At 69.2% G+C, this 13,626-nt stretch carries 14 protein-coding genes; 12 read left to right on the top strand and 2 right to left on the bottom strand.

What is annotated here, in order from left to right; all coding sequences use genetic code 11:
- Positions 1–4: 4 nt before the first annotated feature.
- A complete protein-coding gene (locus ASF60_RS15130; RefSeq protein WP_200940980.1) occupies positions 5–904 on the bottom strand; it encodes a carotenoid 1,2-hydratase in 900 nt (299 codons plus the stop codon).
- On the bottom strand, positions 862–2,385 hold the full coding sequence (gene crtD, locus ASF60_RS15125; protein ID WP_244478442.1) for a 1-hydroxycarotenoid 3,4-desaturase CrtD: 1,524 nt from the start codon (positions 2,383–2,385) through the stop codon (positions 862–864). The genes ASF60_RS15130 and crtD overlap by 43 nt, the downstream gene beginning before the upstream one ends.
- A 95-nt stretch (positions 2,386–2,480) precedes the next feature.
- Between crtD and ASF60_RS15120 the strand changes: the two genes are divergently transcribed.
- The 12 genes from ASF60_RS15120 (at position 2,481) to pufC (ending at position 13,613) form a co-directional block, all read left to right on the top strand.
- The gene (locus ASF60_RS15120) at positions 2,481–3,350 is read left to right on the top strand and encodes a polyprenyl synthetase family protein (protein ID WP_056186451.1); all 870 of its coding nucleotides are present in this window, start codon (positions 2,481–2,483) and stop codon (positions 3,348–3,350) included.
- A 1-nt stretch (position 3,351) separates the two neighbouring features.
- Positions 3,352–4,503, top strand: coding sequence for a methyltransferase (locus tag ASF60_RS15115; RefSeq protein WP_056186448.1), 1,152 nt, complete (start codon positions 3,352–3,354; stop codon positions 4,501–4,503).
- Positions 4,504–4,614: 111 nt separating this feature from the next.
- Complete coding sequence (bchC, locus tag ASF60_RS15110; protein ID WP_056186445.1) at positions 4,615–5,550, top strand: chlorophyll synthesis pathway protein BchC; 936 nt, start codon at positions 4,615–4,617, stop codon at positions 5,548–5,550.
- Entirely contained in the window at positions 5,547–6,551 is a 1,005-nt protein-coding gene (locus ASF60_RS15105; RefSeq protein ID WP_056186442.1) for a chlorophyllide a reductase iron protein subunit X, read from the top strand. Before bchC ends, ASF60_RS15105 begins: the two co-directional genes overlap by 4 nt.
- Before the next feature lie 5 nt (positions 6,552–6,556).
- Entirely contained in the window at positions 6,557–8,149 is a 1,593-nt protein-coding gene (bchY, locus tag ASF60_RS15100; protein WP_056186440.1) for a chlorophyllide a reductase subunit Y, read from the top strand.
- On the top strand, positions 8,149–9,615 hold the full coding sequence (gene bchZ / locus ASF60_RS15095; RefSeq protein ID WP_056186437.1) for a chlorophyllide a reductase subunit Z: 1,467 nt from the start codon (positions 8,149–8,151) through the stop codon (positions 9,613–9,615). The genes bchY and bchZ overlap by 1 nt, the downstream gene beginning before the upstream one ends.
- 133 nt (positions 9,616–9,748) lie before the next feature.
- Positions 9,749–9,964 carry a hypothetical protein gene (locus ASF60_RS15090; RefSeq protein ID WP_056186434.1) on the top strand — a complete coding sequence of 72 codons (216 nt, stop codon included), beginning with the start codon at positions 9,749–9,751 and terminating at the stop codon, positions 9,962–9,964.
- A gap of 152 nt (positions 9,965–10,116) precedes the next feature.
- Complete coding sequence (pufB, locus tag ASF60_RS15085) at positions 10,117–10,338, top strand: light-harvesting antenna LH1, beta subunit (RefSeq protein WP_056186431.1); 222 nt, start codon at positions 10,117–10,119, stop codon at positions 10,336–10,338.
- A 14-nt stretch (positions 10,339–10,352) separates the two neighbouring features.
- The gene (gene pufA, locus ASF60_RS15080) at positions 10,353–10,541 is read left to right on the top strand and encodes a light-harvesting antenna LH1, alpha subunit (RefSeq protein WP_018043293.1); all 189 of its coding nucleotides are present in this window, start codon (positions 10,353–10,355) and stop codon (positions 10,539–10,541) included.
- 95 nt (positions 10,542–10,636) lie between these two features.
- Positions 10,637–11,461 carry a photosynthetic reaction center subunit L gene (gene pufL / locus ASF60_RS15075; RefSeq protein WP_056186428.1) on the top strand — a complete coding sequence of 275 codons (825 nt, stop codon included), beginning with the start codon at positions 10,637–10,639 and terminating at the stop codon, positions 11,459–11,461.
- A gap of 44 nt (positions 11,462–11,505) precedes the next feature.
- Positions 11,506–12,498, top strand: coding sequence for a photosynthetic reaction center subunit M (gene pufM / locus ASF60_RS15070; RefSeq protein ID WP_056186426.1), 993 nt, complete (start codon positions 11,506–11,508; stop codon positions 12,496–12,498).
- Entirely contained in the window at positions 12,495–13,613 is a 1,119-nt protein-coding gene (pufC, locus tag ASF60_RS15065) for a photosynthetic reaction center cytochrome PufC (RefSeq protein WP_056186424.1), read from the top strand. Before pufM ends, pufC begins: the two co-directional genes overlap by 4 nt.
- Positions 13,614–13,626: the final 13 nt, after the last annotated feature.

The raw sequence follows: 13,626 nt of genomic DNA, 5'->3' as shown, positions 1-13,626 counted from the left end.
ATGATCACCCCACCCGGCGCGGCATCCGGAACGGCAGCATCAGGCGAACCAGCGGATTCGCGTATCGCCTGAGGGACAGGCTCTCGTGCATCGGCCGGACCGCCTCGCCGCGCAGGGTCGCGCTGAGCTGCGAGCGGGCATAGAACGGCGTGTCCTCGAAGGTCCGCACGATGTCGGCGCGGCCGTCGTCGCTGCGGGTCTGCCGCGGCATGCGCCAGACCCGCGTCGCCGGAAGCGCGGCGCGCGGGGGCGGATCGATGTCCCGGGGTGTCCCATCGGCGGCAAAGCACAGGGTCAGGTCCTGGCGCGAGCCGTCGCGGCGATGCACGTCGTACAGGATCGCCGCCCCGTCCTGAAGGTCCGCCCGGCACCAAGTCCAATCGCGAAACGCCGCTTCCAGGGACGTATCGCCGTGGTTCGTGTCGAAATAGGCCGTGCCGCGCCAGTTCAGATCAGGCTCGGTGAGCGCGACCTCGACCGGGGAGGACGGCGCCATCGGCCACCAGCGGTGCTGGCCCGCGGCGTCGAGGTGATGCGGCCCGGGCGTGATGCCGCCGGGCCGCAGCCGCACGGTGCCGCGCACCCGCGTGGGAATCGGCGCCGTCACCTCGTCGATCCGGATGGTCAGCGTCGTGCCATCCCACGACAGCCCGCTCGGGCCGATCGCGATGTGGTCGCCATCGCGCGTGAGGCTGGCGCGCCCCCGCTCGGTCATGCAGAAGCGGTTGGCCCGTTCGCCGTAGAGCACCACGTTGACGGCGCAGTGGTCGAAGGGATCGCGCGTCGGGTCCCAGGCGTAGTAGGGCGAGAACACGCTGCCGATGAAGGCGATGATGGTCAGGCCCTGTCGCCCGTCCGCGCTCAGGGCGTCGACGTACCACCAGACGTAGCCGTCGCGATCCACCCGCGTATCGAAGCGCGGGCGCCAGTCCGGTCCCGCAGCAGGCTGTCCGCCGCGATCCGCCCGGATTGCGCCGCCATCGGCACCCCCGGCCCCGGGTGGATGCTCCCCCCGGCGAGGTAGAGGCCCGGGATCCGGGTGCGTGCTCCCGGCCGCTTGAACGACGCCATCCAGCCGTGGGAGGCTCGGCCGTAGAGAGCCCCCGCCGTCCCCGGAAACAGCCGCGCGAAATCCGCCGGTCCCGTCGTCACCGGCTCCGCCGTTTCCGCGAGGGTCAGGCCGCTCGCGCTGAAGCGCCGCCGCATCGTGGTCACGCATGTCTCGATCTCCGAGGGGCCGATGGGCCGGGCAGGGGCATTGACGAGGCAGAGGAGGCGCTCGGGCCGGTCGGACGGAGCGGCGCGGTCGGATCGATCCTGCGCGCAGACATAGACGGTGGGGTCGTCCGGCAGGTGCCCGGCGCGGATGCGGGCGAACTCGGCCGCGTAATCGCCGGAGAAGAACACCGTGTGCCGGGCGAGCGGGAAACCGCTGGTCCGCGCCTGGAGGCACAGGGTGACCGCCGAGAGCGAACGATCGCCGGCCGGTACCGCGTCGGCGGCGCGGGCGGCCTCGCGCCCGAGAAGCCCGTCGGCCAGGGCCGCGACGTCGGCGTTGCAGACCACCGCATCCGCCGCCAGCCGCTCGCCGTCATCGAGGTCGACCCCGACCACGCGACCGCCCTGGACGGCGATTGAGCGCACCGAGGTTTCGTAGCGGAAGCGCGCGCCCCGGTCGGCGGCGAGATCCGCGACCACGGCGGCCAGCCGGCTGAGGCCGCCGCCGACGTGCCAGACCCCCTGGCTTTCCACATGCGCCACCAGCATCAGGGTGGCGGGCGCCGCGAAGGGCGACGAGCCGCAATAGGTCGCGTAGCGCCCGAACAGCTGCCGCAGGCGCGGATCGGCGAAGTAGTCGCCGAGCGCGCTCCACAGGGTGGTGAAGGGTTGGATGCGCCAGAGGTCGCCGAGGCCCGAGAGCCCGGCCTGTCGCGTCAGGTCGATCGGGCTCGGGCGCTCGCCCCGGATGAACGGTCGCTCCAAGGTGGCGTAGACCTCGGCGGCCCGGGCGCGGAAGCGGCGATACCCGTCCCGCTCCCCCGTCCCGGCGAAGGTGGCGATCGCCGCCTCGGAGGCCTCGGGATCGGCATGGAGGTCGAGCTGCTCGTCCGGCCCCCAGGCGTGTCGCGCCAGGATGCCGGCCGGTTCCAGACGCACATGGGCGGCGAGATCCGCACCGCATTCGGCGAAGATCTCCTCGAACACCCACCGCATGGTGAAGACCGTAGGGCCGGCATCGACGGCCGTTCCCCCGACCGGGACCCGCCGCATCTTGCCGCCGGGATGAAGGGCCTGCTCGATCACCGTCACGTCGAGCCCGGCATGGGCCAGCCGCAGGGCCGCCACCAAACCTCCGATGCCGGCCCCGATGATCACGACCTTCACGTGCGCCTCTCCCGTCACACCGATCGACCTTGACGCGTGTCAATAAATACTGACACTTTGTTTTAGCAAGAACAAGTGACAGGGAGAGACGGGTCATGGACGCCAACCGTCGCATCGAGCAGGCCCTCGACGCCGCCGTCGCCCATCTGGAAGCGCCCGGCGCCCCGCCCCGCCTGGCCGAGTCGATCCGTTATGCGGTCTTCCCGGGCGGGCACCGCATTCGTCCGCGCCTGTGCCTCTCGGTGGCCCGTGCCTGTGGCGACGACGATCCGGCGGCTTCGGACGCGGCGGCGGCGGCGATCGAACTCCTGCACTGCGCATCCCTGGTGCATGACGATCTGCCCTGCTTCGACGACGCGCCCCTGCGGCGCGGGCAGGCCTCGGTCCACGCAGCCTTCGGCGAGCCCCTGGCGGTACTGACCGGCGACGCCCTCATCGTCTCCGCCTTCGAGACGCTGGCTCGCGGCGCGGCGCGCAGTCCGATGCGCCTGGCGGCCCTGGTCGGGCTCGTCGCCCGCGCCGCCGGCTCCCCCGCCGGCATCGCCGCCGGACAGGCCTGGGAATCGGAACCGAACGTGGCGCTCACGGAATATCAGCAGGCCAAGACCGGAGCCCTGTTCGCGGCCGCGACCGTGACGGGCGCCGCCGCCGCCGGTGCGGCATCCCTGCCGTGGCGGCTCCTCGGAGAATGCCTCGGCGAGGCCTATCAGGTTGCCGACGACCTGCGCGACGTCGCCTGCCGCCAGGAGGAGGTCGGCAAGCCGGTGGGGCGCGATTCGACCCTCGGTCGGCCCAATGCAGCAGCGCTGCTCGGCATGAGCGGCGCGCTGGCCCGGTTGAAGCGCCTCGTCCGCGAGGCCGTCGACGTCATACCGGATTGCCCCGGCGCCGACATCCTGCGGGCGGAGATCGTGGCGCAGACGCGGCTGTTCCTGCCGGCAAGCCTGGCGCGGGAACTCGCCTGACGTGGCCGGCGGTGCGACGGCCGGGGCGCCGCCCACGCTCCGCCCACGCGGCGTGCGGTCCCGCTGGTACACGCTCAGAGCCCGCATCATCGCCGATCCGCGATTCCAGCGCTGGGCCGCCGGCTTTCCGCTGACCCGGCGCATCGCGCGGTCGAACACCCGGGCGCTGTTCGATCTGTGCGCGGGCTTCACCTATTCGCAGACGCTGTTTGCCTGCCTCAAGCTCGATCTCTTCGCGCTGCTCGCCGAGGGCCCGGTTCCCGCCGATCTCCTGGCAGCCCGGATGGATCTGTCCCGCGAGGCGTCGGCACGCCTTCTCAAGGCGGCCGTTTCGCTCGGTCTCATCCGGCGACTGCCGGACGGATGTTTCGTCCTGGCCGATCTCGGGGCGGCGCTGATCGGGAACCCCTCGATCGGCCGCATGATCGAGCATCACGCCCTGCTCTACGCGGATCTGTCCGATCCAGTCGCACTCCTGCGCGGCGAGAGCGGGCCGACCCGGCTCGCGGGCTACTGGCCGTACGCGCGAGGCGATGGGGCCGAGCTGTCGACGGAGGCCGTGACCCCCTACAGCGCGCTGATGTCGGCCTCGCAGGCGCTGATCGCCGAGGACATCGTCGAGGCCTATCCGTTTCGGCGGCATCGTTGCCTGCTGGATGTCGGCGGCGGCGAAGGCGCCTTCCTGTCGGCCGCCGCCGCCGCAGCGCCCGACCTCGCGCTCAGGCTGTTCGATCTGCCCGAAGTGGCACGGCGCGCCGCGGCGCAATTCGCCCGCTCGGGCCTCGCCGACCGGGCTCAAGCCGTCGGCGGCAGTTTTCTGATCGATCCACTGCCCAAGGGTGCCGACGCACTCAGCCTGATCCGCGTCGTGCACGACCACGACGACGCGACGGTGCGAGGGCTGTTGCGAGCGGCCTGGACGGCGCTGCCGCCCGGCGGACGCCTGGTGCTGGCCGAGCCGATGAGCGGCACCGCCGGGGCCGAGCCGATCACCGATGCGTATTTCGGCTTCTACCTGCTGGCGATGGGGAGCGGTCACTGCCGCACCGCTGCGGAACTGACCGCGCTGCTGGCCGAAGCGGGGTTTCAGCGTATCCGCGAGGTCGCGACCCGGCGCCCGCTCCTGACCCGCATGCTGGTGTCCACCCGTTAAGACAACGAATAACGTAAGTTCTGCTTGACGTTCGAAAGTGTCTATCTAGGATGACACATCGAGTTCGAAGCCAAACGGACCGAATCGTCGGATGAGGGGAGGGCAGGCTCGATGCAGACGAACGCCGTGCTTCTTCATGCCCCCCGCCGGCTCGACCTCGAAACTCTCGACCTCGATACGCCGACGGCCGCTGACGCGGTGGTGGCGATCCGGTGGAGCGGAATCAGCACCGGTACCGAGCGCCTGCTCTGGTCCGGGACGATGCCGGCCTTTCCCGGCATGGGGTATCCGCTGGTGCCCGGCTACGAGTCGGTCGGCGAAGTGGTCGAGGCCGGCGCGGATTCCGGTATCCGGGTCGGACAGACAGTGTTCGTGCCCGGAGCCCGCTGCTTCGGACCCGTTCGCGGCCTCTTCGGCGGCGCAGCCTCCCATCTGGTCAGTGCCGGCGACCGCCTCGTCCCCATCGATCGGGCCTGGGGCGAGCGCGGAACCCTGATCGCACTCGCGGCGACCGCCCACCACGCCCTCGCGGGCATCGACCTGACCCGGCCGCTCCTGGTCGTGGGGCACGGCGTGCTTGGGCGACTGGTCGCCCGCCTCGCCAGGACCCTCGGCGGCACGCCGCAGGTCTGGGAGATCGATCCGACCCGCCACGCGGGCGCAGACGCCTACGCTGTGAGCACCCCCGAGGCGGATGCCAGACACGACTACGCCACGATCCTCGATGTCAGCGGCGACGCTAGGATCCTCGATAGCGGGATCGCGCGTCTCGCCCCCGGCGGCGAGATCGTGCTCGCCGGGTTCTACGAGCGCCGCCTCGGCTTCGACTTCGCGCCCGCCTTCCTGCGCGAAGCCCGCATCCGCGTCGCCGCGCAGTGGCGGCCCGAAGACCTCGCCGCGACCTTGTCCCTGGTCGAACGCGACCGTCTCTCCCTCGACGGCCTCATCACCCATCGGCGCCCGGCCTCGGACGCTCCGGACGCTTACCGCAGGGCTTTCGGCGAGCCCGAATGCCTGAAGATGATCCTGGATTGGAGAGCGGCATGAACATCCAGCTGACGAATCTGCAGCTGAACGGGGTCTCCGAAGCGCTGCGGGCCGAGGCCGGCATCGAGCCGGACCCCGTTCCGGTGACGGCGACCAAGGAAACGCAGATCATCGCGATCTACGGCAAGGGCGGCATCGGCAAGTCGTTCACCCTGGCCAACCTCAGCTACATGATGGCCCAGCAGGGCAAGAAGGTCCTGCTCATCGGCTGCGACCCCAAGAGCGACACGACCTCGCTTCTGTTCGGTGGCCGCGCCTGCCCGACGATCATCGAAACCTCGACGAGGAAGAAGCTCGCCGGCGAACAGGTCGCCATCGGCGATGTCTGCTTCAAGCGCGACGGCGTCTACGCCATGGAACTCGGCGGCCCCGAGGTCGGGCGCGGCTGCGGTGGGCGCGGCATCATCCACGGCTTCGAATTGCTGGAGAAGCTCGGCTTCCACGAGTGGGGGTTCGACTACGTCCTGCTCGACTTCCTCGGCGATGTGGTCTGCGGTGGTTTCGGCCTGCCGATCGCCCGGGACATGTGCCAGAAGGTCATCGTCGTCGGCTCGAACGACCTGCAGTCGCTCTATGTGGCCAACAACGTCTGCTCGGCGGTGGAATACTTCCGCAAGCTCGGCGGCAATGTCGGCGTCGGCGGCCTCGTCATTAACAAGGACGACGGCACCGGTGAGGCGCAGGCCTTCGCCGAGGCGGTCGGCATCCCGGTTCTGGCCTCGATCCCGGCGCATGACGACATCCGGAAGAAGAGTGCGAACTACGAGATCATCGGCCGGCCCGAGAGCCCCTGGGGCTCGCTCTTCGCCGATCTCGCCCAGAACGTTCACGACGCTGCGGCCAACCACCCGACGCCCCTGAGCCAGGACGGCCTGCTCGGCCTGTTCAAAGGCGAAGCGGTCGGCCGGGGGGTCACCCTGGTGCCCGCCACCTTCGAGGACATGTGCGGCACGACCCAGGTCGTGAAGCCGTCCCTCGAAGTCGTGTACGACGAGGTCTGACGCGCATGGCCGTCACCCTCGACATCGCCGATCTTCGCGCTCGCAAGGAGCGCCCGGCCTCGACCCTGGTGCCCATCGTGGCCCCGGCCGAGGTGGTGAACATCGCCGCCACGAAGGCCGATGGTCTCGGGTGTCACTCCGGCAAGGCGACGATGCGGGCAGCGGCCGAGGCGGCCGGCCTGTCCGACACCCTGGAGCAGCTCCGCAAGGACTACCCGGCGGGTCCGCACGACCAGCCCCAGAGCATGTGCCCGGCCTTCGGCTCGCTCCGGGTCGGCCTGCGCATGCGGCGCACCGCGACGATCCTCTCGGGCTCGGCCTGCTGCGTCTACGGGCTGACCTTCACGTCGCACTTCTACGGCGCCAAGCGCAGCGTCGGCTACGTGCCCTTCAACTCCGAGACGCTGGTGACCGGCAAGCTGTTCGAGGACATCCGCGAGGCGGTGTTCCAGGTTGCCAAGCCCGCCGATTACGACGCCGTCGTCATCATCAATCTCTGCGTGCCGACCGCCTCGGGCGTGCCCCTGCGGCTTCTCCCGAAGGAGATCGACGGGGTCCGCATCATCGGCATCGACGTGCCGGGCTTCGGGGTGCCGACCCATGCCGAGGCCAAGGACGTCCTTGCCGGGGCGATGCTGAAATTCGCCCGGACGGAGGCCGAGCAAGGCCCCGTCCAGGCGCCCCGCGCCGGTCGGTCCGAGCGCCCGACCGTGGCACTGCTCGGCGAGATGTTCCCGGCCGACCCGGTCGTCATCGGCGGTCTGCTGGAGCCGCTCGGCCTCGCGGCCGGACCTGTGGTGCCGACGCGGGAATGGCGCGAACTCTACGCCGCCCTCGACTGCACCGCGGTCGCCGCGATCCACCCGTTCTACACAGCCTCAATCCGGGAATTCGCCGCCGCCGGGCGCCCCATCGTGGGCTCGGCTCCGGTCGGCCATGATGGCACCGCCGACTGGCTCGACCGGATCGGCGAGGCCTGTGCGGTCCCCCGCGCCACCGTCGAGGCCGCCAAGAACCGGCTGCTGCCGATGATCAAGGGCGCGCTCGCCGCCAGCCCGATCCGGGGCCGGATCACCCTGTCGGGCTACGAAGGCTCCGAACTCCTGGTCGGGCGCCTCCTCGTCGAGAGCGGTGCGGATCTGGCCTATGTCGGCACCGCCTGTCCGCGCACGCCCTATTCGGAGGCCGACCAGGCCTGGCTCGAGGCGCGCGGCGTCACCGTGCGCTACCGCGCCTCCCTGGAGGACGACCTTGGCGCCATGATGGATGCGCGGCCCGATCTCGCCATCGGCACCACGCCCGTGGTGCAGAAGGCCAAGGCGTTGGGGATACCCGCCCTCTACTTCACCAACCTGATCTCGGCCCGCCCGCTGATGGGCGTGGCGGGCGCCGGATCGCTGGCCAAGGTGATCAACGCGGCGCTCGGCAATCGCGGTCGCTTCGATGCGATGCGGGCCTTCTTCAATGGGGTCGGCGAGGGTCACGCCGCCGGCATCTGGGAGGATGTGCCCAAGCTTCGCCAGAACGTCGCCTCGGCCGTGCGCGCCAAGCCCGCCCCAGGAAAGTTCGACCATTCGCCGATCGGGGAGATGGCCTGATGCTTGTCCTCGATCACGATCGGGCCGGCGGCTACTGGGGCGCCGTCTACGTCTTCACCGCCATCAAGGGCCTGCAGGTCGTCATCGACGGACCGGTCGGCTGCGAGAACCTGCCCGTCACCTCGGTGCTGCACTACACCGATGCCCTGCCGCCGCACGAACTACCGATCGTGGTCACGGGGCTGGCAGAGGAAGAACTCGGCCGCCACGGCACCGAGGCCGCGATGAAGCGGGCTCACGCCACCCTCGATCCGGCCCAGCCGAGCGTCGTCGTCACCGGCTCGATCGCCGAGATGATCGGCGGGGGGGTGACGCCGGAAGGCACCAACCTCCAGCGCTTCCTGCCCCGTACCATCGACGAGGACCAGTGGCAGGCGGCCGACCGGGCCATGGCTTGGCTCTGGAACGAGTACGGCGCCAAGCGCTTTGCCAAGAAGGGCATCCCGGTCCGGCCCGCCCGCCAAGAGGGCGTCAAGCCGCGGGTCAATCTCATCGGCCCGGCCTACGGCACCTTCAACATGCCCTCGGATCTGGCCGAGATCCGTCGCCTCGTCGAAGGCATCGGCGCCGAGGTGAACCTGGTGTTCCCGCTCGGCTCGCATCTCGCCGACGTCCCCGCCCTGGTGAACGCGGATGCCAACATCTGCCTCTACCGTGAGTTCGGCCGCCTGCTGTGCGAGGCCCTGGAGCGTCCGTACTTCCAGGCGCCCATCGGCATCCACTCGACGACGCGGTTCCTGCGCGCGCTCGGCGAAGCACTCGGCCTCGACCCGGAGCCGTTCATCGAGCGCGAGAAGCACACCACGATCAAGCCGGTCTGGGACCTGTGGCGCTCGGTGACCCAGGATTTCTTCGGGACCGCCAGTTTCGGGATCGTCGCGTCCGACACCTACGCTCGCGGCGTCCGCCACTTCCTCGAAGACGAGATGGGCCTGCCCTGCCATTTCGCCGTGTCCCGCAAGGCCGGACAGAAGACCGATAACGCCGAGATCCGCGACCTGATCGCGACAAACCCGCCGCTGGTGCTGTTCGGCTCGTTCAACGAGCGGATGTACGCGGCGGAAGCCGGCGCCCGCGCGGTCTTCGTGCCGGCCTCGTTCCCGGGCGCGATCATCCGACGGCACACCGGCACGCCCTTCATGGGGTTTTCAGGCGCGACCTACCTGGTTCAGGAGGTCTGCAACGCGCTCTTCGACATGCTCTTCCACATCCTGCCGCTGGCCCGGGACATGGACAAGGTCGAGGCGACGCCCGCGCGTCTCCACCGCGAATTGCCCTGGGACGAGGCGGCCCGGGCGCGTCTCGACGCGCTGGTGGAGGCCCATCCGGTGCTGGTGCGAATCTCGGCGGCCAAACGCCTGCGCGATGCCGCGGAGCGGGCGGCCCGGCAATCCGGCGCGGTCCGCGTCGACCCGGACCATGTCGAGCGCGCCCGCGCCGAGGCGAGCCTCGGGGCCGCCGCATGAGCGCGCGTCCCGGTCTCGCCCCCCATTCCCATTCCGGCTGGAGCGGCGCGGCGCCGTCCGGCCGGTCGATACCGACCCCGCGCGTCCCGAACCGGACGCGTCCCGCCGCGGAGCGCCACGAGGAGATCATCCCATGCAACGTTCGCTGAATTCGGTGTCGCGCCTGCATCAGGACGAGGTCCAGGCCCGGATCCTCCTGGCCACCACCTACCCGTTCTTTCTGGCCGCAGCCCTGGTGCAGCGCGTGATCCCGCAAGCCGAGACCGCGCTTCCGCAACAGCGCCGTTCGGTCTTCGCCGAGGCACGCACCATGGCGGTCTCGGCCATCCCGTTCGTGTTCATGGGCTGAGTTCGCCTTCGGGTCGAGGCGCTTCGCCCGCCCCCGATCGACCTCCCGTCCCAACAGGCGGGAAGGACCGCCGAGGCCGCTCCGCGCGGTCCGGCGTCACCCCCCGTGCCCGAACCTGCGGGCGCGACCAGTCACAGCGGAGGTTTGAACCGATGGCCAATGGCATTGTCGAAAAACCGAGCAGCCTGTCCGGGCTGACGGAACCGGAAGCCAAGGAGTTCCACGCGATCTTCTTGACCAGCTTCATCATCTTCACGGCGATCGCCGTGGTCGCCCACATCCTCGTGTGGCTGTGGCGCCCGTGGCTGCCCGGACCGAAGGGCTACGCCGCCCTCGAGACGGCCGCCCACGGCGTCGTCTCCCTGCTCTCCTGAGAAGGACCCTCATCATGCACAAGGTCTGGCTTCTCTTCGATCCGCGCCGCACGCTCGTGGCGCTCTTTACCTTCCTGTTCATTCTGGCGCTGCTGATCCACTTCATCTTGCTCAGCACAGACCGGTTCAACTGGCTGGAAGGCCCCAAGGCGCCGCGCGCGGCCAATGCGCAGACGCTGGTTCTGCCCACGATGCCCGCCTGACCGGCGCGCACCTCGAGCACGGATGATCGGCGGGCGGCCTGCAAGCCCCCCGTCGACCATCGCCGGAGAGATGTGGTGGAGCGGGGGAGGTCGCGATGGCGATGCTGAGTTTCGAACGAAAATACCGCATTCGCGGCGGCACCCTGATGGGCGGCGACCTGTTCGATTTCTGGGTCGGGCCGTTCTACGTCGGGTTCTTCGGCGTCACGACGCTGTTCTTCTCGGTGCTGGGCACGGCCCTGATCATCTACGGCGCGGCGCTCGGGCCGACGTGGAACGTCTGGCAGATCAACATCGCGCCCCCCGACCTCAAATACGGCCTCGCCCTGGCGCCCTTGCAGGAGGGAGGCCTCTGGCAGATCATCACCTTCTGCGCGGTCGGGGCCTTCTCGTCCTGGGCCCTGCGCGAGGTCGAGATCTGCCGCAAACTCGGCATCGGCTACCACGTGCCTTTCGCCTTCTCGGTGGCGATCCTGGCCTACGTCACCCTGGTGGTGGTCCGCCCGCTCCTGATGGGCGCCTGGGGGCACGGTTTCCCCTATGGCATTCTCTCACACCTCGATTGGGTGTCGAACACCGGCTACCAATACCTGCACTTCCACTACAATCCGGCGCACATGCTGGCGGTGACGTTCTTCTTCACCACGACGCTGGCGCTCTCGCTCCACGGCTCGCTGATCCTGTCCTCCACCAATCCCGGGAAGGGCGAGGTGGTGAAGACGCCCGAGCACGAGGACACCTTCTTCCGCGATACCATCGGCTACTCGATCGGGACGCTCGGCATCCACCGCCTCGGCCTGTTCCTGGCCCTGTCTGCGGGGTTCTGGAGTGCCGTCTGCATCGTGATCAGTGGTCCGATCTGGACCCGCGGCTGGCCCGAATGGTGGGGCTGGTGGCTCAACCTGCCCGTCTGGCGCTGAGCTGGCACGAAACTGATCTCGGGACAGGGGGGGCGCGTGACGCCATGGCCTATTACCAGAACATCTTTTCCGAAGTGCAGGTCCGTCCGATTCAGCCCGAACACGGCATCCCCGTGGATGTCGACAAGCGCTGGGGCACGCCGTTCAACTCCTACCTGTTCGGCCTGATCGGCAACGCCCAGGTCGGGCCGATCTATATCGGCTATCTCGGGGGGCTTTCCTTCGTCTGCGGGCTGATCGCGTTCGAGATCATCGGCCTCAACATGTGGGCTTCCGTGAACTGGGACCCGGTCCAGTTCGTCCGGCAACTGCCCTGGCTCGCGCTCGAGCCGCCACGCCCGCAATACGGCCTGAAGGTGCTGCCGCCGCTCGCCGAGGGCGGATGGTGGCTCATCGCGGGCTTCTTCCTGACCGCTTCGGTGCTGCTCTGGTGGCTGCGCCTGTTCCGCAGGGCGAAGGCGCTGGGCCTCGGCTATCACGTGCCCTGGGCCTTTGCCTCCGCGATCTGGCTGTTCCTGGTGCTGGGTTTCATCCGCCCGGTCCTGATGGGGTCATGGAGCGAGGCGGTGCCCTTCGGCATCTTCCCGCACCTCGACTGGACCGCCGCCTTCTCGCTGCGCTACGGCAACCTCTTCTACAACCCGTTCCACATGCTCTCGATCGTCTTCCTGTATGGGTCGACGCTGCTGTTCGCGATGCATGGCGGGACCATCCTAGCGGTGAGCCGCTTCGGCGGTGAGCGCGAGATCGACCAGATCGTCGATCGCGGCACCGCCACCGAGCGCGCCGCCCTGTTCTGGCGCTGGACCATGGGCTTCAACGCCACCATGGAATCGGTCCACCGCTGGGCCTGGTGGTTCGCGGTCCTCACCACCCTGACGGGCGGCATCGGCATCCTGCTCACCGGCACGGTGGTCGACAACTGGTACCTGTGGGCGGTCAAGCACGGGGTCGCCCCCTCCTACCCGCAGGTCTATCCGCCCGTCGTCGATCCGCTCGCCGTCTCGCCCAGCAGCCTCACGGGGGGAGCCCCATGAAGACCTTCTTCATCGTCCTCGGGGCCTCCATCGCGTTCTTTCTCACGGTGGCGATGTTCGGATTGACCGATTGGGACCGACCGCCGCTGGCGGTTCAGCAGAGCGGCTTTCGCGGGACCGCGATGGCGCAGATCCACACCCGAGCCGGCGCCGCGGAGACCAAGGCGGCCAACCTCGCCCCGGCTCCCGCCGATCCCGCCGAACCCGGCGAAGAGTTGGCGGGCACGACCTACGAGAACGTTCAGGTCCTCAAGAACGTCAGCGTCAACGAGTTCAATCGCCTGATGGCCTCGATGACCGAATGGGTCAGCCCGGAGCAGGGCTGCACCTACTGCCACAACACCGAGAACATGGCCGACGACAGCCTCTACCAGAAGAAGGTCGCGCGTCGGATGCTGCAGATGACGCAAGCTCTCAACACCGACTGGAAGGACAGCCATACGGGTGGGGCCGGCGTCACCTGCTATACCTGCCACCGCGGCCAGCCGGTGCCGAGCAACGTCTGGTTCACCGATCCGGGCCCGAACCGGCCCGGCGGCTTCATCGCCCGCAACAACGGGCAGAACCTCGCCGCTCCCTCGGTCGGGCTGGCTTCGCTGCCCTACGACACCCTCACCGAGTATCTCGCCGACAAGACCATCGACAACAACGCGATCCGGGTGAACGCCACGACGGCGCTGCCGACCACCAAGGGCAAGCCTATCCAGGATGCGGAGAAGACCTACGCCCTGATGATCCACATGTCGGAGGGCCTCGGGGTGAATTGCACCTTCTGCCACAACACGCGTGCGATCTCGGACTGGTCGCAGAGCACACCCCAGCGGGTCACCGCCTGGCACGGCATCCGGATGGTGCGAGACATCAACGGCAACTATCTCGAGCCGCTGCTCTCGACCTTTCCAAAGAACCGGCTGGGCGTGCTAGGCGACGTGCCGAAGGTGAACTGCACCACCTGCCACAACGGGGTCAGCAAGCCACTCAACGGCGCCCACGTGATCGATGCCTACCCGGAACTCGCCCGGGCGACGGACACGGTCGCGGCCAACCCGGCGACTCCCATGCCTACGGCCCCGGCCGTCCCGCCTGAGACGGCTCCGGCTCCGGCTCCGCAATAATCCGGGCACGGGG

This window comes from Methylobacterium sp. Leaf113 (assembly GCF_001423325.1).
In the GTDB taxonomy this organism is placed as follows: Bacteria; Pseudomonadota; Alphaproteobacteria; order Rhizobiales; family Beijerinckiaceae; genus Methylobacterium.
The sequence above is the reverse complement of the archived record's forward strand: the minus strand, read 5'-3'. Positions and strand labels throughout refer to the sequence as shown.

Coding starts and splice junctions, on each gene's coding strand:
- ASF60_RS15120 (WP_056186451.1), top strand. CDS start 2,481: ATGGACGCCAACCGTCGCATCGAGCAGGCCCTCGACGCCGCCGTCGCC.
- bchC (WP_056186445.1), top strand. CDS start 4,615: ATGCAGACGAACGCCGTGCTTCTTCATGCCCCCCGCCGGCTCGACCTC.
- ASF60_RS15105 (WP_056186442.1), top strand. CDS start 5,547: ATGAACATCCAGCTGACGAATCTGCAGCTGAACGGGGTCTCCGAAGCG.
- bchY (WP_056186440.1), top strand. CDS start 6,557: ATGGCCGTCACCCTCGACATCGCCGATCTTCGCGCTCGCAAGGAGCGC.
- bchZ (WP_056186437.1), top strand. CDS start 8,149: ATGCTTGTCCTCGATCACGATCGGGCCGGCGGCTACTGGGGCGCCGTC.
- ASF60_RS15090 (WP_056186434.1), top strand. CDS start 9,749: ATGCAACGTTCGCTGAATTCGGTGTCGCGCCTGCATCAGGACGAGGTC.
- pufB (WP_056186431.1), top strand. CDS start 10,117: ATGGCCAATGGCATTGTCGAAAAACCGAGCAGCCTGTCCGGGCTGACG.
- pufA (WP_018043293.1), top strand. CDS start 10,353: ATGCACAAGGTCTGGCTTCTCTTCGATCCGCGCCGCACGCTCGTGGCG.
- pufL (WP_056186428.1), top strand. CDS start 10,637: ATGGCGATGCTGAGTTTCGAACGAAAATACCGCATTCGCGGCGGCACC.
- pufM (WP_056186426.1), top strand. CDS start 11,506: ATGGCCTATTACCAGAACATCTTTTCCGAAGTGCAGGTCCGTCCGATT.
- pufC (WP_056186424.1), top strand. CDS start 12,495: ATGAAGACCTTCTTCATCGTCCTCGGGGCCTCCATCGCGTTCTTTCTC.